Below are 23,828 nucleotides of genomic sequence, written 5' to 3'. Positions count from 1 at the left end.
ATGAATAAGCAAGATCTACAAAAGCAGCACGAACGGGTACTACGGGATAGTGCTCAGGTCAAAGAACACTTTAAGATGTATAAGGTTGGGAAGACATGGCTCTTCGCCGGTCTATTCACGATTTCGCTAGGCGCAAGCATCGTGATGGGTGACCATCCAGATGTTCATGCAGCGACTACTGAAACTGACCCAGAAACATCTCAGTCGACTGCAACACAGACTAATTTACAAGCAAAAAAAGTTGTGATTGGCGATAAGACCCAATCACAAGATTCTGCACCCGAAATGAAAGCGGCTGCAGATACAACTCAAACGACAACAGAACCTGAAACTCAAAACACAGCAACTCAGAAAACAGCAGCTCAAAACGCAGATGCACAGTCTTCAACTAATGTGAAGACACCTGCAACAAGTGATACACAAGCTCAAGCAGCAACAGCTAACGTCCAAACCACTAATTTGGGTGACGTTACAGATGAAAGCACCATTGAACAAGCGAAGACGGCAGCTGCAAAAACTTATGCCCAGACTGGAACACCGCAACAAGTAACAGCGATTTCTGGTGTTCAAGGGAATTCGACAACCGCTGCTGATCCGGTGCAAGCCGTAAGTGCAACGGTGGAAGATGCATCTAAGACGTATGACAATCAAAGTGATACGCCAGCAACGTTCAATGTTAAATTATCAGATAATTTGACTGCACCTACTGGCTGGTTCTTCACAGGAAATGAGAACGAATATAAAGTTTCTGCATCCTCTGGTGATATCGATTTATCTAAAGTCAATCAAAACGTTGGTTCTTACGATATTACCTTGAGTGATGCTGGTTTAGCTCGGCTTAATGCTGTTCAAGCTAATCAGACAAAGAACTTAGTCGTTAGTGCAGTTACTGCTGGTAAATTGACGATTAAAAAAGCATCGGTTGTAACGGGTTCAGTAGCAATTGAAAATACTTCTAAGCTCTACGATAATGATGCAACAACGGATCCGACCAGCTTTAAGGTTACTGTTAGTTCTGAATTAAAAGCCCCAACCGACTGGACGGTTAATGCTGATGGTAGTTACACTGTTACCATTGCTTCTGGTGATATTCAAGCCAACATTGATAGTCAGGAACCAGGAACCTATACAGTTAATCTGACAGCTAGTGGGCTACAAAAATTGAATGCAGCCAATTCTAACTATAATACGGTCGCTAGCAATGTTACTGTCGGTAATTTTCAAATTCAAAACAACACTAAATTAAGCATTGGTACCGTTCGAATGAAGACTACCGATACAGGCCTACCAGCGACAGTTACCGTCAGCGTTTCTCGTCATGAAACGGTACCGACTGATTGGAAGGTTGGTTATGACAATACCGGCCAAGAAGATATTGTTTATAAAGTGCCAATTAGCTATTTTGATACCAGTAACGTAAATAAAACAACGGTTACCAGCTATCCGCTTAATTTAACAACAACTGCTTTAAATAATTTAAATGCCGCTAACCCAAACACACCAATTAAATCAATTAATATCCAGCCTGGTAGAATTATTATTGCTGATGGATCGGTGAACACTCCTGTGCGAAATCTGTCTAATTTTGGTGGTGGCGGTGGTAATTTAGGTGGAAGAATTCTTAGTGATGGTGACGGAGCTACCTTAAAATTAGGTATTTTTGGATCGTCTACAGCAACAATTACTAACTTTACGGATGTTATCATTATTCCAGCCGGGTTAGCTGTGGCCAATGTAACAACTGATTCAACTGATCCGACTAAAATTACTAGTTACACCAAAGCCGATGACCCAGTAGATGTAATTAAAAATAATATTACACAAACACTTGCGACTACGAATACCTCATATACCGATTTAACCGTTGGCCAGTTGCCTGATTATAAGGGACGCCAAGCGTTTTACTTTAAACTTGGGACTGTCACCGAAAGTGGTGATAAGGCTTCGGTTCCGCTTAACGTAGTCGTTGATCCAGATATTACTAATGTAGCAACTGGGAACTTTGGTGACCGGACAGTAGAAAATGATGCTGCTATTTTATATGCTACTGACGACAATGCTTATACGGACGGTGCATATACCATTAATACCGGTGGTGCTTATCCTAACATTCCTGTGGTAGCAAATGGCCTCGGGTTAACTAATACTGAAACTATTAGTGATACTTATGATAACGGAATGTGGGCTGGTTCCTATACAATCAAGCACATTCCAGTTCAAACCACATACAACTTAAAAGATGCTGCTGGTAATATAATTGCAAGTGCTGTGAAAACTTCTGGTATGGTTGGAGACGCTTATGATCCACTGACAGTAATCCCTGAAAAAATAACTGCGACTGATGGTACACAGTACATTTTGGACCGAACCAGTGTGCCAGATGAAAGTACTTTTAAGAAGGATGCTACAGTTGGGTTGAAGCCAGAGGCTACGCTAGCCACTGGTATCAACTATACAGCGATATACAAAAAAGTCATTGATACGACTCAGGACCAAGTTAAGATAGCCAATAGTCAAATGACATGGAAGTCTGCTACGCCGTCAACCATGACGGTTACTTTACCAGATAGCCTGAAAGCGCCTGATGGTTGGACGAAGACTGCTGGTACTGGCAACACCTATACTGTTAATACAGCAGATGGTGATTTGGACTTATCCGCTGTTCAATCTCCAGCAGGTCCTTATGACGTGACGCTCTCGAAACAAGGCTTAACTAAATTGGCAGCTGTCAATCCAGATTATCTATTCGATAACACCATTAACGGAGTAGGAACATTAACCGTTAATCCAATTAAGGTTCCGGTTACAGTAAAAGATACAGCTGGTACTACATTGAAGGAGAATGTTCCTGATATTCAACTTGGCGTTAATGATGCTGGTACTGGTGCCGATGCAGGTGTTGATGGCTATCCAACAGCTCAATTGAAGTCAGTTACCTTCAACTACGCTCAGAATGATAATAATACGACCGGTGTCAAATCAGCTACTTTAGTTGCTGATAAGACTGCTGGAACGATTACCGTGACGACCACGTATTATGGGACTAAGCCACAATCCGTTGCCACTATGACCCAAGATGAACTTGGTGGGGCTGATGCCGGAACTGGTTTAGCCCTGCAATTAAACGATGGTAGTATGGGTTCTGGAATAGGATTTAACGTTACACCACAGATTACCACGGCTCAGGCGGGTACAATGGCTGCCTTAACTGGTATCGATGTTGTTTACAACCAAAAGGTGACAGCAACTTTAGTTCCAAGCGATGGAGACGGTAACCCAATTCCGAACACTACGCCAACAACGGTTAATGATTTTCCAGGTAACAGTGTTTCAGTTCCTAATGTTCCAGGATACACTGCAACTACGTCAAATGTAACTATTCCAAATGGCCCTGATTTTACTGTCAAAGTCACTTACACGCCAAATACTCAAACAGTTAAGGTTCAATTCGTCGATCAAGATGGTAATAAATTAGGTGATGCCATCGATTTAACGGGTGGATCCGATAGCAATATCGACTACACCAAAGCGTTGAATATTCAAAAGACTTTAGTAAGTCAAGGGTATTTCCCAATCAATGGTGACAAGACTGGTTTTGCCACCGCACCGAAAGTCTTTGACCACGATGACAAGGCTACTCCAACAATAACCGTTAAGTTGAGTAAGTTTAATGATCAGGTGCCAGCGGATGCTACCTTAGTTCCTGTTGATCCAAATGGTAACCCAATCAAGAACACTACCCCAACTACGGTAACGGGTCTTCCCGGCACTGATGTTACTGCTCCCGATGTACCTGGTTACACTGTCACTGATACTGATAAGACAGTTACCATTCCTACTCCAGTGCCTAATAAAGACAATGTTACTAATGGCAAGGTCACTACGCCTGACAAACGTGGCACGACTGTCAATGTAACCTATGTTCCTAATACTCAAACAGTTAAGGTTCAATTCGTTGATCAAGATGGTAATAAATTAGGTGATGCCACTGATTTAACGGGCGGGTCCGATAGCAATATCGATTACACTCCTGCGTTGAATACTCAAAAGACTTTAATTAGCCAAGGGTATCTCCCAATTAATGGTGATAAGACTGGTTTTGCTACCGCACCGAAAGTCTTTGACCACGATGACACAGCTACACCAACAATTACGGTTAAATTAACCAAGATTACGCCAATTTCAGCTGATACCACTTTAGTTCCAGTTGATCAAAATGGTGATCCAATTAAAGGGACTACGCCAACTGTTGTTACGGATGTCCCTGGTAAGACGATTAATGTACCCACCATTCCTGGCTACACACCAAAGAATGGTAATACCATTACCGTTCCTACACCAGTACCTAATAAAGATAATGTTACCAATGGTAAGGTAACCACCACTCCTGACAAACGTGGGAACACGGTTGACGTTGAATATACCCCAGATGCTCAATCCATTAAGGTTCAATTTGTTGACCAAGATGGCAATCAGCTCGGTGATGTAACTACCTTGACTGGTGTTTCCGACAGCAATGTTGATTTAACGCCAGCTATCAAAACAGAACAGAGCCTCATTAACACTGGTTACACGCCTGTTAAGGGCAACCAGAACGGTTTGGATAGCATTACGAAGGCGTTTACTGATTATGGTAAGGTTCCGACTTACATCGTTCAGTTGACCAAGATCAGTGATACGAATGCCAACTTAACGTTAGTTCCGAGTGATGTAAACGGCAATCCAATTCCGAATACCACACCAACCACGGTTACTGGCGTTCCTGGCACTGATGTCACTACTCCTGATGTACCTGGTTACACCGTTATCTCTACTGATAAGACAGTTACCATTCCTACACCAGTACCTAATAAAAACAACGTTACCGGTGGCAAAGCCACTACGCCTGACAAACGCGGCACGACCGTCAATGTAACCTATGTTCCTAATACTCAAACAGTTAAGGTTCAATTCGTTGATCAAAATGGTAATAAGTTAGCTGATGCCACTGATTTAACGGGCAGATCCGATAGCAATATCGATTACACGCCAGCATTGAATACTCAAAAGATTTTAATTAGCCAAGGGTATCTTCCAATCAATGGTGATAAGACTGGTTTTGCTACCGCATCGAAAGTCTTCGATCACGATGACAAGAACACGCCAACAGTTACCGTTACATTAGCTAAGATTACGCCAATTTCAGCTGATACTACATTAGTTCCAGTTGATAAGAACGGTAATCCAATTAAAGGGACTACGCCAACTGTTGTTACGGAGGTTCCTGGTAAGACGGTCACTGTGCCTTCAGTCCCTGGTTATACGGCAACTAACACTACGGTTACTATTCCTACTCCTGAACCTAACAAAGACAACGTTACTAATGGCAAGGTAACTACTCCTGATAAGCGTGGTAACACGGTTAATGTTGAATATACCCCAGATGCTCAATCCATCAAGGTTCAATTTGTTGACCAAGATGGCAATCAGCTCGGTGATGTGACTACCTTGACCGGTGTTTCTGATAGCGATGTTGATTTAACGCCAGCTATTAAAGTAGAACAGAGCCTCATTAATACTGGGTACACGCCAGTTAAAGGCAACCAGAATGGTTTGGATAGCGTCGTGAAGGCCTTTACCGCTTATGGTAAGGTTCCAACTTACACTGTTCAGTTGACCAAGATTAGTGATACGGCTGCCAACTTAACGTTAGTTCCAAGTGATGTAAACGGCGATCCAATTCCGAATACCACACCAACTACGGTTACTGGCGTTCCTGGAAAGACCATCACTGTGCCTTCAATTCCTGGCTATACAACTACCGAAACGACAGTTACCATTCCCACTCCAGTGCTTAGTAAAGACAACGTTACTGGTGGCAAGGTAACCACGCCTGATAAGCGGGGGACGACTCTTAAAATTATTTATATCGCTAAGCCGCAAACCATCACGATTAACTTTACTGATGAAAAAGGTAATGATTTAGGTTCCGAAAAACTTACCGGTCAGACCGATGGTGCAGTTGATACTAGTGCTGTGATTACCAAAGAACAAAGTCTTATCAATCAAGGTTATACACCAAAGAAGGGTCTAAGTAATGGTTTAACTGGTATTCCAGCTAACTTCACTGACAAGTCTCAGACCTTTACAATTCAGTTAACTAAGATTACCCCGATCTCAGCTGACACTACTTTAGTTCCGGTTGATGAGAACGGTAATCCAATTAAAGGGGCTACACCAACCGTTGTTACGGATGTCCCTGGTAAGACGGTTAATGTACCTACCATTTCTGGTTACACACCAAAGAATGGTAATACCATCACGGTACCAACACCTGAACCCAATAAAGATAACGTTACTACTCCTGACAAGCGTGGTAACACGGTGAACGTTGAATACACTCCAGATGCTCAATCCATTAAGGTTCAATTTGTTGACCAAGCTGGCAATCAGCTCGGTAATGTGACTACTTTGACCGGTGTTTCTGATGGCGATGTTGATTACAGTCCAGCTTTCCAAGCTCAACAAGCTTTGCTGAACCAAGGTTACACCCTGAAAAAGGGGAACAATAACGGTCTGGTTAGTGCATCTAAGACTTATGATCGTGATGACAACGTTACTCCAACTTACGTGGTTGTCTTAACTAAGATCAACAACGTTAAAGTCACGGCTACCTTAGTTCCGGTTGGTGAGGATGGTAAAACACCAATTCCAAACACCACTTCAACAACGGTTCATGACTATCCTGGTACTAATGTGGCTGTTCCAGAAATTCCAGGTTATACAGCGACAACACCAAACGTTCCTGTCCCAGCTGGTAAGGATAATACTGTTAAAGTTAAGTACATTGCTAACGCTCAAGATATTACAGTTAACTTCCTTGATGACAAGACTGGTGCGGTATTAGGCACTACAGTTATTCATGGCAAGACGGATGGCAAAGTTGTTCTTGATTCAGCCATTGCTGCAGAACAAAGCATTATTAGTTTGGGTAACTACACACCAAAGGTTGGTTTAAATAATGGTTTAGCTGGTCTTCCGGCAACATTTGCAAATCACTCACAGACCTTTAACGTTCAGTTGACTAAAATCAACAACGTTAAAGTGACGGTCAACCTAGTCCCATTTGGTTCAGATGGTAAATTAGTTCCAAACACCACGCCAACTACGGTACATGATTATCCAGGTACCAATGTGATTACACCAAATGTTCCAGGTTATACACCAACCAATGCGCTGACCACTATTCCGAAGACGAATGGGGATGTCTCGGTAGTTTATGTGCCTAATAGTCAGACAATCAACGTTCACTTTGTTGATGACAAGGGTAACGATTTAGGGACAACTACTTTGACCGGTGTTTCCGATGCTAATGTTGATTACAATCCAGCTTTCCAAGCGCAACAAGATTTGCTGAATCAAGGTTACACGTTGAAGAAGGGGAACAATAACGGTCTAGATAGTGCAACGAAGACCTATGATCGCGATGATGATGTCACCCCAACTTACGAAGTAGTCTTGACTAAGGTCAACAATGTTAAAGTGACATCCGACTTAACACCGAAATTGCCAAATGGCGATCCGGTTCCAGGTAGTCAAGTGACAACTGTCAATAATTATCCTGGTACCGTCATTACTAATCCAAGTATTCCAGGCTATACGCCAACAACTGATACGACCACAATTCCACCGAAGAACGGCGAAGTTGACGTGGTTTACACACCAAACACGGTTACTGGTACCGTCGATATTCCAAGTAATAAGGGGTCTCAGACCGTGCCGAATGTGACTGGCAAGACTGGCGATCACGTCACGGTTGATGTGCCAACGATTCCAGGCTACACACCGGACAAGACTACGGTGCCAGCGACTGTTAATCCAGATGGCACCATTACCGTTGATGGACCGGATAGCAAGCCAGGTGACAAGAACTACGTCAACTACACGGCTGATCCACAAAGCGTTAAGGTTCAATTCGTTGATGATAAAGGGGCCGATTTGGGCGCTGTTACAATTAACGGACACTCAGATGAAACGGTTGATTACAGCGGAGTCTTTGCTAAAGAACAAGACCTGCTCAACCAAGGTTACACCTTGAGCAAGGGTGACAATAACGGTTTAGTTAGTGCTACTAAGACCTTTACCCAGTACGGCAAAGTTCCAACCTATGTTGTGGAACTAAGCCACGTCGAAGGTGTTGAACTGGATAAGGTGCCAACGGACAACGTTCCATACGCCAACCAGTACACGGTTAACTTTGTCACGCCAAACGGCGATGTAGTTGGTAAAGTCACGGTGCCAGCTAACCCAGGTGTGGACAATACTGTTGATATCACACCAGACATTCCTGCTGGTTATGTGCCAACGCCAGGAAATGACAAGATTCTCGTTAATATTCCAAAGGGGGCGGATCCTAAGACACCGATTACGGTCAATATTACGACGCCTGCTGGCAAGGATACTGACCCAATCCAAGTTTGGAATGAGGATGAAGTGCCAACGGATAATGTGCCGTCAGCCCACCAATACACGATTAACTTCGTCACACCAAGTGGTGATGTAGTTGGTACGGCAACTGTCGTAGGTAACCCAGGTAATCATTTTAATGTTTCTGGTAACGTGCCAAACGGCTATGTCTTAAACGGCACGGATGGCGACGTTGAGGTTCCGAACAACCAAGATCCATCGAAACCAATTACCGTCAGTGTCACGGTACCTGCAAATCCTTCAGATAATGGTGGTACAACGGATGTACCAGGCGGTAGTTCAACTGATAATGGTACTGGTACACCAACGGATGGCCCTGATACAACTACTGATGGTTCCGACAACAATACGGTGCCTGGTGGCGATGAGACAGACAACAATACAACTACCGGTGGAAAGACCGATAATAATGTGATTTCTACTGATAATGGTCAAAAGACGGTTGGTCAGCCAACCAGTTTAAGTGGCACTGATAGTAATGCTGGTGCTACTCAATCTGGACTCGTACACCAGAGCAGTCAGGCTGCAGCTATTCAACCGCAACAGACAAGTAACTCTAGTGCTAACAATTCTGGTGCTACAGCTAACAAAGCCGGAAGCTTGCCACAAACCAACGAACAGAATACCAGTGTTTGGGCATTGCTTGGCCTTGGTCTCATGAGTATGTTGAGTCTATTAGGTTTCACGAAACAAAAGAAACGTGAAGACGATAAATAACTAGTCTTTCACGTCACTGAAAATAGCGTTGATGAGCGATCATCAGCGCTATTTTTGTTGTTTAAATTTAAAAAATCAAAAAACGGGCAATCTTTTAAAAAATTGTCCGCTTTTTATGTCATTATTATTCAGACTTTGGCCGACAATACTTCGAACGAAGCATTGATCTTTTCGGCACACATCCGTCCCTCGTAAATCGCCCAGATAACCAGACTTTGACCGCGGAGACTATCACCGGCCACGAATACCTGACTATCGTTAGTGCTGTAATTAGCGTTTACCTTAGTAATTCCAAAGGCATCGAACAGCCATTGTTCCGCACCAGTAAAGCCCATAGCCAGTAGAACTAAATCAGCCTCGATGCGTTTTTGACTGCCAGCGATTGGCTTGTAGTGGTCGGTGCGACTAACTTCAACTTCGGACAGCTGACCGTTTTCACCGAAGAAACCGGTGGCAGTTGCCGTATACGTTGTAATCTCTCCGAATAACCGTTGGGCTTCCAGCTGGCCGTAGCCGTCCTTCAGCACCATCGGCCACTCTGGCCATTGATTATCTAACGTGCGTTCCTTTGGCAATTCTGGATTGATTTCCAACTGAGTGATGCCAGCGCAACCCTGACGAATGGCGGTCCCGATACAGTCGTTACCCGTATCGCCACCACCGAGGACTACCACGTGCTTGCCCTTTAACGCGTCGGTTGCTTCAGTGCCATTTTTGATTACTGACTTAGTTGCGTCAGTTAGAAAGTCAACGGCTTTCATAACGCCTTTAAGCTGCCGGCCGGGAACGTCTAAATCACGGGCTTCACGAGCGCCTGTACAAATCACAATACGATCGTACTCAGCCCTTAATGTTTCAACGTCGATGTCTCGACCCACTTCAGTATTAGCAATTAATTTAATGCCCACGTCTCGCATGGCTTGAATTCGCCGTTCAACGATTTCTTTAGGTAGTTTCATATTAGGAATGCCGTACATCAGTAAACCACCAAAGCGGTCAGCTCGCTCATAAACAGTGACGGTGTGTCCCAGTTGGTTCAAGCGCCAAGCGGCGGAAATACCAGCAGGACCGCTACCAATAACCGCAATTTTTTTACCGGTTCGGTGAGCGGGTTTACCTGAATCAACCACCCAGCCGTTTTTAAAAGCTTGTTCAATAATAAATTTTTCATTGTTACGAATGGTGATTCCGGGACCATTTAAGGCGTTAACGCAGGCAACTTCGCATGGAGCGGGGCAGACCCGTCCAGTCATATCTGGTAGATAATTGGTTCGTGTTAAGCGCTCAAAGGCCGCTTTATCTCGCTGCTTATAAACCAAATCGTTCCATTCTGGAATTAAGTTATCGTTTGGACAGCCACTAACGCCACGTTTACCGCCGTAAAAGACACCATGGTGACAGAAGGGAATACCACAGTTCATACAGCGACTGGCTTGAATTCGGCGATCAGCATCACCCAGGTCGATTTCCATAATGTTAAAGTCCTTGATGCGTGCTGGAATCGGCCGCATGGGGTTGCTCTTTCGATCGTGTTTGATAAATCCTCTTGGATCTCCCATACCGATCACTCCTTTCCCGTTTGAGTGGCGACGTCGAAGGCTTTTTGAATCACTTGATTTTCAGGGACACCTGCTTGTTCAAACTTATGAATCAAGTCTTGCATCCGATGATAATCAGTTGGATAGACTTTCACGAATAACTGTTTTGCTTCTTCCCAGTTATCGAGAATTTTCTTTGCCTGTGAAGATTGAGTATAGTAATAGTGCTTTTCAATCAAGGTTTTAAGGATGCTGTCATCGCCTGATTCATCTAAATCATACAGATCGACCAGTTCAGTATTACACCGTTGTTTAAAGTTGTGTTTCCAATCATAAACGTAGGCGATACCACCAGACATACCCGCAGCAAAGTTCCGGCCAGTTTGACCTAAAATGACAGCGACGCCACCGGTCATATATTCGCAGCCGTTATTACCAATGCCTTCCACCACAACGTTGGCACCGGAATTACGAACACAGAAACGTTCACCAGCACGGCCGTTAAAGAAGGCTTCACCACTGGTGGCACCAAAACAGGCAACGTTACCGATAATCGGAGCGTGGGCGTAGATGTCTTCGGCACCCTCTGGTGAGGCAACGATTAGTCGACCACCAGAAAGGCCTTTCCCCACGTAATCATTAGCTTCTCCACGTAGCTTGAGTTCCAGTCCCTGGGTGATAAAGGCACCGAAACTTTGACCAGCAGTTCCAGTATAGTTTAGTTGTAAGGCGCCTGGTTTGAGTCCCTGGTTGCCAAAACGAGCAGCAATCCAGCCACCGAGGCGGGTTCCTGTTGCTCGGTCGGTATTGTTGATAGGCTGATTGATTGATGTTGTAGTCCCGTTTTTCAGACTGGCTTCAGTAATCGCGTTGAGGTCAGGCCAGTTGTATTTAGCACGGAAGGGATCCTTAGCCTTACGCTGAATGGTGATGGTTTTACCAATCATCCTATCATAGTTAAGCGATTTGGCTTTGCCAGCTGGAATGTAACGGGGAGTCAGATGTTCACCATGACCGACCATTTCATCCACGGTTCGATAGCCTAATTGGGCCATTTGTTCCCGCAGATCCTGTGCCAAAAAATGCATCATGTTGATAATGTATTCCGGTTTACCGGCAAATAAACGCCGTAATTGTGGATCTTGGGTCGTAATGCCAATGGGACAGGTATTAAGGTTGCATTTCCGCATCATGATACAGCCGATAGCAACCATGGTCAGGGTGGCAAAGCTAAATTCTTCGGCACCCAGCATGATGGCAACCGCAATATCGCGGCCAGTGAGCAGTTTGCCATCTACTTCAAGAGTGGTTCGCTGACGGAGATGATTAAGCGCCAATGTTTGGTGTGCATCCGCTAAGCCCATTTCCCACGGCAGCCCGCAGTCACGAGTAGAGTTTCTTGGAGCTGCACCGGTACCACCGTCGTAACCAGCAACCACCACTGTGTCTGCGCCAGCCTTAACCACGCCGGCTGCAATGGTGCCAACGCCGGTTGAAGAGACTAGCTTAACGTTGATAATCGCGTAGGGGTTAACTTGCTTCAGGTCGTAGATTAACTGGGCGAGATCTTCAATCGAATAGATATCGTGGTGAGGCGGCGGTGAGATTAATTGCACACCGGCAATGGAACCTCGGATACTAGCCACCCAAGGATAGGCTTTACCAGCTGGCAATTGACCACCTTCACCGGGTTTAGCGCCCTGCGCCATTTTGATTTGAATCTCATCAGCACTTTCGAGGTATTCAGCGTTGACACCGAACCGGGCAGTGGAGACCTGCTTGATGCGGCTATTACGGTTTAACCCATCAGCACCAACTTTGAATCGGTTCCGGTTTTCACCGCCTTCACCAGAGTTGCTGCGAGCACCTAACTTGTTCATGGCAATGGCAATCGTTTCGTGGGCTTCTTCTGAAAGGGCCCCGAAACTCATGGCGCCGGACTTGAACCGTTTGACGATGGAACTGACTGGCTCCACTTCGTTGATGGGAACGCTTGTCCGACCCTTTGCTTGAATTTCCCACATGGAACGTAGGGTGACGGGGTTACTAATGGCTTCTTGGTTCATTTGTTGTGCGTATTTTTGGTATTCCTCGTAACTGCCAGAACGCACTGCCTTTTGGAACTGGTAGATTGATTCTGGGTTGTAAAGGTGATGTTCACCATCTGATTTGAACTGGAAACTGCCACCGGATGGCAAATCGTCAATATTATGAGCATCATAGGCTGCGCGATATTTAGCCATGTATTCGTCTTCAATTTGGTTGAGGGTTAGACCACCGATTCGACTGGGGGTACCAGTGAAATACTGATCCACCACTTCGCTTGATAGTCCAACGGCTTCGAACAACTGGGCACCTTGATAACCGGCAATGGTTGAAATTCCCATTCGGCTCATGATCTTGATAATGCCGTTGGTAGCGGCCAGTCGATAGTTGCCTAATTTGGCTTCATATCCACGCGAGACCAGTGTGGCGTAAGCGCCATAAGGATGAATAGCCGTGGCACCATAGCCAACGAGACAGGCAAAATGATGCAGTTCGCAGGCTTCTGCCGTATCCACCACGATGGATGCGTCGGTACTTTTACCCTGTTGAACCAGATAGTTGTGCAGTCCAGAAACTGCCAGCAAGACGGGAATGGTCAGCTGGTGTTGCTGAGTAGAACGGTCCGAGAGAATCAGAATAGATGCACCCTGATCAATGGCGTTTTCAGCTCGTTTGAATAGATCATCCAAGGCATGAAATAAGCGGTTAGGCCGATCCGTGAGATCATATGATAGTCCCAATTTAGCTACTTTGAGGTCTGGTAGATCCAGCGCTTCAATTTTGGCGTAATCCTGATCGCTTAAAATGGGACTTTCGATGCGGACTTTGTGACAGTTTGCCGCTGTATCAGTGGTGATATCAGCATCACGACCGAGATAGAGGGTCGTACTGATGACGATTTTTTCACGGAGGGGATCAATCGGTGGGTTGGTCACCTGTGCGAAAGCCTGTTTAAAATAGGTGAAGAGATTTTCAGATTTATGCGAGAGAACCGCCAGTGGTGAATCAAAGCCCATAGCGACCACGGGTTCACCACCATTTTCAGCCATTGGAATCAACGCGGTTTCGATGACTTCGTGAGTGTAGCCATTCTGTAGCCAGAGCCGTTTTAATTCAGTGTCTGAAATGGCTGTTTCTGTTTTGACTTCTGGTAAGTTTTTCAGCGAAATTCGGTTAGCAGTCAGCCATTGCTGGTAGGGATGTTCGTTAGCAAAAGTTTGCTTGAGTTCATCTGATTGGTAAATTTTACCTAAGCTGGTATCCACTAAGATCATTTGGGCTGGGCCTAGAATCCCTTTTTTAACGATATCAGTTGGCTTGACGTCCACCACACCGGATTCAGAAGCAACGACTAATACGCGGTCCTTGGTTAAGGTATAACGCGATGGCCGCAGTCCGTTACGATCAAGGAAAGCACCCACTTGAATGCCATCGGTGAAGCACAGCGCTGCTGGACCATCCCAAGGGGCCATGAAAGTGGCGTTATATTCGTCAAATGCGCGTTGCTGTTTCGGCATCTGAACACCGGTACCCCAAGCTTCTGGCACCATCATCATGAGTGCTTTTGGAATCGAGCGTCCCTGACGGTAAAGGTATTCCATGCAGTTTTCTAGTTTAGCGGAGTCAGAATCCTCTTCGTCGTAAATATCAATCCCGTGGCTGGTCATCCAATTTTCGGCGCCCTTTAAGGTATTAATTTCCCCGTTATGAGCTAAGAAGCGGAAGGGTTGAGCACGTGCCCAGCTTGGAAAGGTGTTGGTTGAGAAACGTGAATGAATGAGGCAAATGGCACTTTCCATGGCAGGGTCATGCAGGTCTGGATAGAAGCGTCCAACTTGAAAGGCATGCAACATACCTTTGTAGACGATGGTTTGGCTGGAAAGTGAACAAATGGCTAATGACTGATGTTCGAAAACGTGTTCCAACTGTCGTCTAAGGGTGTAAAGTTGGTCTTCAAAAGGACGACCGGTGGCGATATCAGCTGGTCGTTGCATGATGATCTGAACAAATCCTGGCATAGATTTTTGAGCGCCAGGACCACAGTTTTCGTAAACAAAGGGAACAAGTCGGGTCCATAATACCGGGAAGCCAGCTTGATCGATTTGTGCTGTCACCGCCGACAACATAGCATCGCGTTTTTGAACTTCGTGGGGCAAGAACAGCTGTGCCACAGCGTAGTCGCCTTTTTCAGGTAGCGTCAGCTTGGCATTAGCCATTTGCTGACGGAAGAACTTATCCGGCATTGCCATAAGAATACCAGCACCATCACCAGTATCAGGTTCAGCACCGGTACCGCCGCGGTGATTCATACGCTCCAGCATTGTGAGGGCTTTTTCAACTAATTGGTGGTCTGCGTGACCGTCAATTTGAGTGATAAAGCCCATCCCACAGGCAGCGTGTTCAAATTGAGGATCGTACATTAAATGATGATCGTGATTCAGAGTTTTCAAAAACTGTCACCTACTTTTAAAAACGAAAGGAGAGTCAACTATGTGGTGCGAATTATTCTAATGATATTCTAATTTTGACAATCTGACAATACTTAGAACTAAATAAATATTTACTTTTTTGGGGAATTAGTCGTTTTATTCATTTTGGAATATTATAGTTTATTAATAGATACTCTCTATAATTGCTGTTATATCAGCAAATATAATGACAACCGTGTAATATGGTGAACGTTGATTAAGCAACTATTATAGATAAATTATCAAATTTGTAATTATTAAATATTCCTAAGGAAATTACTAAAAAAGGCGCCATCCTGACGATAAAATCAGGATGACACCTTTCAATAACACTATTCAATTAATGATGAGTAACGTAAATATAAAGTGTCGATTTCGAATAACCTAAGTCAAAATCAATGCCTTTCGAATGAATCGTACTGGTCGTTGTTTGACTGCTATTTTTCTTATTGGCTTTATTTTCGAAGCCTTTCAATACCTTTTGAGTGTTAGCACCGGTACTGCCCGTTAATACGGCAAGCTCTGTCATGAACGTTTTAGCAGCTGCCTTTGATTTGAGCGATGACGTTGGCACCATCAGCGTTGCACCGATGAGTTGACCATTGTCAACATTTCCGCGAACGGTTGCGTTGTCAGTCTTTTTCAGGTTGTAGACCCCAGTCCGTGCCTTGGCAGTAATGGTATCGTCAGCAACCTGTTTTTTGGCCTTAGCCAATGCTGGTGCTAATGATGCCTGAGTTTGTTTCAACTTAGCACCTTGCGCTTGAAGCTGTTGACCCTGCTTAGCTAATGAAGCCAAAGTTGCTTGAGCCGAGGTGTCGCCAGACTTTAATTTAGCCTGAGCAGTTTTTGATTCAGCTTGCAGCTTGGCACTTTGCTGCTGCAACTGAGCGCCTTGTTTTTGCAGCTGCATAGCCGTTGCCTGATCCTTTTTAGAAAGGGCAGTGGCCATCAAAGCTTGGTTATAAGCCGTTTTAAACTTACTGTAGCTCATGATGGCCGGGCTCTTCTTAACAACGGTTGAAGCGTTGCGACCACCAGCAGTCAGTTTAACGGTTTGCTGGTATGGTTTAGCAGGCAGTGTAATGGCGTAACTGCCATTCAATACTGACTGGTTTTTGGTGGAGCCGTTGTTAATCCGGTACTTAACTGTTTTCTGATTACTATTGCCCTTAATTACGGCGGTCATCCCGCTAGGAGCATAACTCTTATGGTCGACCGATAGTGAGGGTTTGCCACACGCTGCCAGCGTTAAGCTAAGTAGGGCGGCTGATAAAATCAAACTAATTTTTCTCATAACGCGTCCTCCTAATCAAATGAAATGCCATCAGTGAATTGACTGTTATACAGATTTGCATAGAAGCCGTTCTTTTTGAGCAGCGCCTCATGGGTACCTGTTTCAACGATTGAGCCATGGTTCATGACGATGATGTTATCGGCATTTTGAATCGTTGACAGCCGGTGAGCAACCACGAAGCTGGTCCGATCCTTAAGCAGGAGTCCCATGGCATGCTGAATCTGGACTTCGGTTCTGGTATCGACGGAACTAGTTGCTTCATCCAAGATAAGAATTTCAGGATCAGCAACAAAGGCTCTGGCAATGGTGACCAATTGACGTTGACCTTGAGAAATGTTGGACGCATCCTCATTCAGGACAGTGTCATAGCCATCTGGTAACCTGCGAACGAATTCGTCCACGTGGGCTGCTTTAGCAGCGTTGATCACTTGTTCTTCAGTTGCATCTTCACGGCCGTACTTAATGTTATCAAAAATACTGCCAGTGAAGAGCCAGGTATCTTGAAGCACCATAGCAAAGTGGGAACGGAGATCTTCACGGTCCATGTTCCGGGTATCTTGACCATTCAATAGAATAGCTCCACCCTTAACATCGTAGAAGCGCTCCAACAAGTTAATGATGGTTGTTTTACCGGCACCAGTTGGCCCAACGATGGCGACTTGTTGTCCTGGCTTGACGGCTAAATTGTAGTCTTTCATCAAGAGCTCGTTGTCATCGTAGCCAAACTTCACGTGGTCCATTTCCAATAGATTATCGGTTTGTTTAACCGGTGTGTCAGTGGAAGTATCCTTCATTTCTTCTTGATCCAGAACATCAAAAACCCGTTCTGCTGAAGCAATGGTGGATTGAATCGTGTTCATTAGGTTGGCTAACTGTGAAATTGGTTGTGAGAATTGGTTGGTATATTGCAGGAAGGCCTGAACGTTCCCAAGGGTGATATTACCATTAGCAACTGAAATACCACCAATGATGGCAACAAAAACGTAACCAATGTTATTCAGGAACATCATCAAAGGCATGATGATACCAGAAATGAATTGAGCCTTCCAAGCGGATTGATAGTAGACCTTGTTTTGTTTCTCAAAGGAATCAATGGTGTCTTTTTCCTTATTGAAGCTCTTCAAAACCTGCTGACCAGAGTAGTTCTCTTCAACTTGGTCGTTCATGAGACCTAAGCTCTTTTGTTGGGTGGCAAAGAATCGCTGTGACTTCGGTGCCACGATACCAACGATGATCAAACTTAGTGGAATCGTGATCAGCGCAATCAGCGTTAACTTCCAGCTGATGGTGAGCATCATCCATAAAGTGCCGATAAAGGTAACAGTTGAAGTGACCGCTTGGGTCAAACTTTGTTGCAACGTGTTAGCGATGTTATCCATATCGTTAACCGCACGACTCATAATGTCGCCGTTGCTATGGGTGTCGTAATAGTGAATTGGCACGACACGCATTTTTTCCTTCATCCGACGACGAAGTTTGTAGACTGTCTTTTGGGAAATCCGGGTCATGATCCATTGCTGCAGAAAACTGAAAACAGCAGAAGCTAGATACATGAGACCAACAATGATAATGATCTGAATGATTTTATCGTAGTTAATTGGGAGGTGAGTCAAGTTAAAGCCAGCTTTTTGCTGGGATTGACCCTTCATAACGCCAGTAAAAATTTCAGTCGTCGCTTTACCCAAAATTTTAGGGGTTCGAATTTGAAAGACGACACTGGTAATGGCGAAAATCAAGACCAAAACCAATCCGACAATTCGATCAGACATGTAACTTAAGAGTCGACGAGTCGTTCCCCAGAAGTTCTTTGGCTTTTCAACTAGGCCATGACCACGACCTCGGCCTGGTCCACCAACATGGACGGGACGGGTGGGTTGTTTCGATTTAGAATCAGCCATTATTCAGCCTCCCCCTCTCTGATCTGTGACTTAATAATTTCTTGATAGACTTCGTTAGTCTTTCTCAATTCATCATGGGTACCTTTACCGACTAATTGACCATTATCGAGAACTAAGATCAAATCGGCGTCGGCCACCGTTGCGATTCGTTGTGCAACGATGACGGTGATACTCTGTTGAATATGCTTATCTTGGCGCAATTCAGCACGGAGGTCAGCATCAGTCTTAAAGTCCAATGCGGAGAAGGAGTCATCGAAGACGTAGATGGCAGATTGCTTAACCAAGGCACGAGCAATTGCCAACCGTTGTCGTTGACCACCGGAGAAGTTGCCGCCACCTTGTTCAACGTACATATCAAGGCCATCAGGATCTTCTTCAACGAAATCGCGGGCACGGGCAATGTCTAGGGCGTGCCAAATTTCGTCATCGGTAGCGTCTGGTTTCCCGTATTTCATGTTTTCTCTTAATGAACCAGTAAATAGGGTTGCTTTTTGTGGTACTAAAGAAACAGCATCGCGGAGTTTTTCAGGCGCAAGCTGAGTAATATCGATACCGTCTAATTTAATCTGACCCTTTTCAAGGTCATAAAAGCGGGGAATCAGGTTGATCAAGGTCGATTTACCCGAACCGGTACCACCAATGATGGCCACCGTTTGGCCACTCTTAGCGCTAAAATCAATGTCCGTCAAAGCAGATTTTTCAGCGCCAAAGTAACGGTAAGAAACGTGGTCGAATTCCAGACTATGTTCAGCTTCAGCGGGCAATTCCTTTGGCTTGTCCGCTACCTTCATGGTAGATTTTAAGTCAAAGACCTGCTGAATACGCTTAGCAGATGCTTGGGCACGTGGGATAAAGATCAGTACCATTGAAAGCATCATAAAGCTCATTAAAATCTGCATCGCATATGTCATGAAGGCAATTAAATTACCAACTTGCATTGCCTGATTACCGATCAAATGGGCACCAAATAAAATAATGGCGACGTTTGTGCCACTCATGATCAGTGTCATGACAGGTAGAGCAAGTGACAGTAGTGTGTTAACGTTAATGGCGTTTTGAGTATAATCAACGTTGGCATCTTCAAAGCGGTCCTGTTCGAACTGATCTTGACGGAACGCCCGAATAACCCGGACACCAGTCAAACCTTCACGGAAGATTCGGTTGATGCGGTCGGTTTTGGTTTGCATGGCTTGAAACATTGGCATGGCAAAACGCAGCATGATACCCATAAAGATTGCCAGTAGTGGCAATGAGACAACAAACACTAAGGTTAGCGTATGGTCTTTGCTGTAGGCTAAGAAACTAGCCCCAATCAGCATGATAGGCGCCATAATCATCATTCTTAACATCATAATGGCGACGTTTTGAATTTGAACCACATCGTTAGTAGTTCGTGTAATTAATGAAGAAGTTTCAATTTGATCGTACTCGTCAGTAGAGAGGCCCATCACTTTACGGTAGATATCACTTCTCAGGTTTTGCCCAAGCTTTTGTGACGTTGTAGCAGCTAGAAAAACGTTACAAATAGCGGCAGCGATACTGAGTAATGAAAACCCAACCATCTTCATACCGACTTTCCAGATATAGCTGATATTACCTGTCGCGACCCCGTTGTTAACAATGTCAGAGGTCAAACTAGGCAGGTTCAGGTTAGCAATCACCTGAATGGTCATGAATATAATCGCACCGAGAACGGCTAGATAGGAGACACGACCCTTGGCAACTTTTAGCATTGCAGAATCTCCTTTCGTGTGTGTAAAACAAACATGTGCAACGAATAATTGTACACCTATTTGACAAAAAAACACGCAAAAACAATTTACATTTTGACGGATATTAAATGCCAGTTATTTATGGTTGCAACCGTGAACATATGTTCGTATAATGGGCATAAATAAACGTGAAGGGGTGCCTGATAATGACAGATAAAAATGACGTGGTGATTCACTTGCCTCAATCGGTAGATATTAACGAGTTTGCCCATATTTTAGAAGCTGCGTTTGAAGAACACGGCATTGAATCCTATCAGGTGAGTTATCCGGTGCATAAAAAGTAATTAAACATATTATTATGCTCATTTAAATCTTAAATCAAGCTTAAATTGAGTGCGGTGTGAGCTTCTATTGGTAGGGGGTCTATCTGTTTTCTTGACTGAAATACAACTCAGATTTTGTTTTTGCTCAATGCTTTTATCTAGCCTAAATTGGTTCCACAACTCAGATTCCGGCCATTTAACACAAAATAATGCGTATTCCGCCAAAGTTCGACGAAATACGCATTATTTTGTGTTAAATTCTGGAATCTACCGAGTTTTGCCACGCACTCTCCCAAACGTGCTCAAACAAGCAAAGAGTTGCATATAAGGGCTCAAAACAAAAATCCCCAAAGGTTCAGGGGATTTTCGTTTTGAGCCCTTATATGCAACTCTTTAAACGCTTGTTTTCACACTCTATTATTATCGTTGCCCCGCCGGCATACCATAGATCGCCCGTGGACCGCCAATCAGTTTTGGCCGTGACGTTAAGAACGTTGTATGTGCCGCGCCAATTTCTTTGACCGAAGTTTTAACTGGGATTTGTACCCAGCGGACGTGCATCCCGATTTGAGTATCACCAATGTCCATACCGCCATCCGCCACGATACGTTCTACTTCAACGGGGTCTTTGAAGGCTTTATAAGCAGCCACTTGGCCAGCACCGCCAGCGTGAAGCTGAGGAATAACGGAGACAATTTCATAGCCGCGTCGGTCAGCCACTTCCCGCTCAATCAATAGGGCGCGGTTAATGTGCTGGCAACCTTGAACAGCCAAGTTAAGGTGGTGTGCTGTTAGGATTGGCAGTAACGTATTGATCACCGTATCGCCAACGTCTTGATTGGAGTTTTGCCCCATCCAAGAGCCCATTACCTCGCTAGAACTAAAGCCAAGGACAAACAAGCCGTTTTCTGGCAAAGTCACTTGTTCAAAGTATTCATTGAGGGCAGTTGTTAATGAGGTCTTAATATCATCTGAAGTCATGATTATTTTTTACTCCTTTCAAAATCCATATGTAAAGTTACCAACTTATCATACCTTCATAGACCAGGAATTACAATCAGCATATCTCGGGAAATGACTCATTATCGGGAAGAGTGATCGTAAATTTCACCGAATGTGGACTAACCCCATTTTGAACGGTCATTAGAGGGAATTCTATGGTACATTATTAGTATCAAATAATTCTTGAATGATAAGATAATTCTTAGGGGATGCGGGAAATGGCAGAGGAACTTAAATACTGTCCAAACTGTGGCGAAGAAGTTGCCGCTACGGATGAATTTTGTGGAAAATGCGGGTTTAACTTAAAAGCCTTTCGGACTGGTCAAATACAGCCAGAAGCAACGGTGGTTAAATCTGAAGCAACAAGTGTTTCACAACCAAGAGCGACTGTTAAAGCGAAACGAACAACGGGACGCAAACCGCGAAAACGCTGGCCTTGGGTTCTTGGCGGTATCGTTGTTCTGTTGCTCGTTTGTTTTATCGGTGGGTCTTGGTATTACAGTAAGAGCAATCAAGCAGAGCGGTTGGCGACTGAAGTTACCTCAACGGATGACGATGACATTGCGGACGCCGTAGTCGATGATAACGGTCAGGCAGTAGACGATGATGCGGTTAAGCCACTTCAGGCACTTTACGAAAGTAATTCTAGTGCGAGAGATACCATTAAACAGGCGGTTAAAACCATGGATAGCAGTCAGATGCCGTTTGAACTGGTTAAAGATGGGCATCACTTCCTATTTACGCGCTATATGCTTCAGGCGAAATCGTTTCGTTTAACGGTCAAAACTAACGTTAAAGATGCGACAGTCACCAATAATGGGGACTCCGTTTCAGCAAAGGCAGTTAGTGGCGGTTACACGGTCGATGATCTATTTCCAGGCCGGTATAATCTGCAAGTTGCTGGGAACGTATCAGGCAGCAGTCAAAGTGTGACAAAGGTTTTGCCGGCGATTGATATTTACAAGCAGTTAGATAACACGGTCAGTCTAAAAGCTAAAGCCCCTCAGACAACTGCTGCTCAGGCGCCAGCACCACAAACCAATAACAGTGATCAGTCCAGTGATAGCAACGATGACAGTAACGGTTCAACCGATTATTCATACGATATTTCACTTCGTAACGACAATACTGATGATGATATTCTCATTGGTGATTGGCGTAGTAACGCCGGCACATGGGAGTTCAACGATGACGGGACATACGAAGGGGAAGATACCAACGATAATGATTTAAGCGGTACCTGGGAAGTAGTCTATCATAAGGGTAACTACTGGAATATTAAGTATCATCATGATGATGGTCAAACGGATGTTGAACCCTATCGTTATCAAAATGGTCAGTTAGTACAGTGTCAAATGAAACTGCACTGGCACGCGGATGATTAAGTCATTTTAAAATAGATAAGCACCGTCCCGATAAAGCCCATTGGAACGGCGCTTATCTATTTTAGGTTCTGGGAGCTACCGAGTTACATCACACTCTCGTACTATTGTAGTTGTGAAATAATTCCCGAGTCGATATAATCAAGTCATAAAGCATGTTGGCGGTAAAGACAGGAGGTGTAATATTGCTTGATTTATTGAATGCACAAACATTGCAAGTTGCAGACGGATCGAATCTGAGCTGGGAAGAAGCTATCACTATTGCTGCTCAACCTTTAGTAGATACGAATATTATTGATCCAGCCTACGTTGATTCAATCATTAGTGTTGTTAAAGAAAAGGGACCCTATATGAACATTGGTCCCCAGATTGTTTTAGCCCATGCGCGTCCTGATAGTTCCGTTCACGGGGTTGGTTTATCGCTCTTAAAAACGAATTCCGCTGTTGATTTTGTGGATGCGAAACATCCGGTAAAGCTATGGTTTGTCTTAACCGCTACGGACAGTCAAAGCCATCTTGGTGTGATTCAACAGTTGATGACACTTTTAACTGACAAAGTGGCTGTTCAAAAAGTGCTAGAAGCTCTTTCAGTTGGTCAGATTTTAACGATTCTCCAGAAACTTGATTCTTAATTTTGCGGTATTGCGATTATTTATATAGGAGGAAAAAGCATGAAAATTCTTGCAGTGTGTCAGAGTGGGTTGGGTACCAGCTTTATGGTTCAAATGAATATTCAGGCGATTTTAAAAGCGGAAAAGGTGGATACAAGTAACATTCAGGTGAATCATACTGATGTGGGTAGTGCCACTCCTGATGCAGCGGACTATTTCTTCATTGAATCAACTTTAGCTAGCGCGGTCGGCAGTTTACCAAAAGATCGGGTCGTCCTGTTAAAGACCTTGATCGATAAGCAGGAAACAAAGCAGCATGTTAACGACATTCTGGACAAAGAAGGAATTTCGTATACTGCTGAGTAATC

11 protein-coding genes are annotated in these 23,828 nt (G+C 44.4%); 5 read left to right on the top strand and 6 right to left on the bottom strand.

Annotated elements, in window-relative coordinates; genetic code table 11:
* Window positions 1–9,183 carry a mucin-binding protein gene (locus CES82_RS00295; RefSeq protein WP_098823323.1) on the top strand — a complete coding sequence of 3,061 codons (9,183 nt, stop codon included), beginning with the start codon at window positions 1–3 and terminating at the stop codon, window positions 9,181–9,183.
* 128 nt (window positions 9,184–9,311) lie between these two features.
* Here the strand turns inward: CES82_RS00295 and CES82_RS00290 are convergent, their stop codons facing one another.
* The 5 genes from CES82_RS00290 to CES82_RS00270 form a co-directional block, all read right to left on the bottom strand.
* Entirely contained in the window at window positions 9,312–10,742 is a 1,431-nt protein-coding gene (locus CES82_RS00290; RefSeq protein ID WP_098823322.1) for a glutamate synthase subunit beta, read from the bottom strand.
* Between the two features lie 5 nt (window positions 10,743–10,747).
* Complete coding sequence (gene gltB / locus CES82_RS00285; protein WP_439959031.1) at window positions 10,748–15,217, bottom strand: glutamate synthase large subunit; 4,470 nt, start codon at window positions 15,215–15,217, stop codon at window positions 10,748–10,750.
* A 358-nt stretch (window positions 15,218–15,575) separates the two neighbouring features.
* Window positions 15,576–16,532, bottom strand: a complete 957-nt coding sequence (locus CES82_RS00280) for a hypothetical protein (RefSeq protein ID WP_098823321.1) — start codon at window positions 16,530–16,532, stop codon at window positions 15,576–15,578.
* An 11-nt stretch (window positions 16,533–16,543) separates the two neighbouring features.
* On the bottom strand, window positions 16,544–18,430 hold the full coding sequence (locus CES82_RS00275) for an ABC transporter ATP-binding protein (RefSeq protein ID WP_098823320.1): 1,887 nt from the start codon (window positions 18,428–18,430) through the stop codon (window positions 16,544–16,546).
* Window positions 18,430–20,163, bottom strand: coding sequence for an ABC transporter ATP-binding protein (locus tag CES82_RS00270; RefSeq protein WP_098823319.1), 1,734 nt, complete (start codon window positions 20,161–20,163; stop codon window positions 18,430–18,432). Before CES82_RS00270 ends, CES82_RS00275 begins: the two co-directional genes overlap by 1 nt.
* A 185-nt stretch (window positions 20,164–20,348) precedes the next feature.
* Between CES82_RS00270 and CES82_RS12390 the strand changes: the two genes are divergently transcribed.
* The gene (locus tag CES82_RS12390; protein ID WP_180245613.1) at window positions 20,349–20,486 is read left to right on the top strand and encodes a hypothetical protein; all 138 of its coding nucleotides are present in this window, start codon (window positions 20,349–20,351) and stop codon (window positions 20,484–20,486) included.
* Between the two features lie 399 nt (window positions 20,487–20,885).
* On the opposite strand, the gene CES82_RS00265 is transcribed toward CES82_RS12390, so the two are convergent.
* Window positions 20,886–21,446, bottom strand: a complete 561-nt coding sequence (locus CES82_RS00265) for a TIGR01440 family protein (RefSeq protein ID WP_098823318.1) — start codon at window positions 21,444–21,446, stop codon at window positions 20,886–20,888.
* 239 nt (window positions 21,447–21,685) lie between these two features.
* Here CES82_RS00265 and CES82_RS00260 point away from each other — a divergent pair, with 239 nt between their 5' ends.
* From CES82_RS00260 to CES82_RS00250, 3 genes are all read left to right on the top strand, one after another.
* The gene (locus CES82_RS00260; RefSeq protein WP_098823317.1) at window positions 21,686–22,852 is read left to right on the top strand and encodes a zinc-ribbon domain-containing protein; all 1,167 of its coding nucleotides are present in this window, start codon (window positions 21,686–21,688) and stop codon (window positions 22,850–22,852) included.
* 182 nt (window positions 22,853–23,034) lie between these two features.
* The gene (locus CES82_RS00255; protein ID WP_369689060.1) at window positions 23,035–23,481 is read left to right on the top strand and encodes a PTS sugar transporter subunit IIA; all 447 of its coding nucleotides are present in this window, start codon (window positions 23,035–23,037) and stop codon (window positions 23,479–23,481) included.
* A 39-nt stretch (window positions 23,482–23,520) separates the two neighbouring features.
* Complete coding sequence (locus tag CES82_RS00250; RefSeq protein ID WP_098823316.1) at window positions 23,521–23,826, top strand: PTS sugar transporter subunit IIB; 306 nt, start codon at window positions 23,521–23,523, stop codon at window positions 23,824–23,826.
* Window positions 23,827–23,828 lie beyond the last annotated feature (2 nt).

The organism is Secundilactobacillus silagincola, assembly GCF_002583405.1.
GTDB classification, from domain to species: Bacteria; Bacillota; Bacilli; order Lactobacillales; family Lactobacillaceae; genus Secundilactobacillus; species Secundilactobacillus silagincola.
Note: the sequence above shows the minus strand (reverse complement) of the source record. Positions and strands in the feature narration are given on the sequence as shown.

What these genes read in the sequence shown, in the direction of transcription:
- CES82_RS12390 (WP_180245613.1), top strand. Translation starts at nt 20,349, where the DNA reads ATGACAGATAAAAATGACGTGGTGATTCACTTGCCTCAATCGGTAGAT.
- CES82_RS00275 (WP_098823320.1), bottom strand. Translation starts at nt 18,430, where the DNA reads ATGGCTGATTCTAAATCGAAACAACCCACCCGTCCCGTCCATGTTGGT.
- CES82_RS00260 (WP_098823317.1), top strand. Translation starts at nt 21,686, where the DNA reads ATGGCAGAGGAACTTAAATACTGTCCAAACTGTGGCGAAGAAGTTGCC.
- CES82_RS00280 (WP_098823321.1), bottom strand. Translation starts at nt 16,532, where the DNA reads ATGAGAAAAATTAGTTTGATTTTATCAGCCGCCCTACTTAGCTTAACG.
- CES82_RS00265 (WP_098823318.1), bottom strand. Translation starts at nt 21,446, where the DNA reads ATGACTTCAGATGATATTAAGACCTCATTAACAACTGCCCTCAATGAA.
- CES82_RS00290 (WP_098823322.1), bottom strand. Translation starts at nt 10,742, where the DNA reads ATGGGAGATCCAAGAGGATTTATCAAACACGATCGAAAGAGCAACCCC.
- CES82_RS00250 (WP_098823316.1), top strand. Translation starts at nt 23,521, where the DNA reads ATGAAAATTCTTGCAGTGTGTCAGAGTGGGTTGGGTACCAGCTTTATG.
- CES82_RS00270 (WP_098823319.1), bottom strand. Translation starts at nt 20,163, where the DNA reads ATGCTAAAAGTTGCCAAGGGTCGTGTCTCCTATCTAGCCGTTCTCGGT.
- CES82_RS00295 (WP_098823323.1), top strand. Translation starts at nt 1, where the DNA reads ATGAATAAGCAAGATCTACAAAAGCAGCACGAACGGGTACTACGGGAT.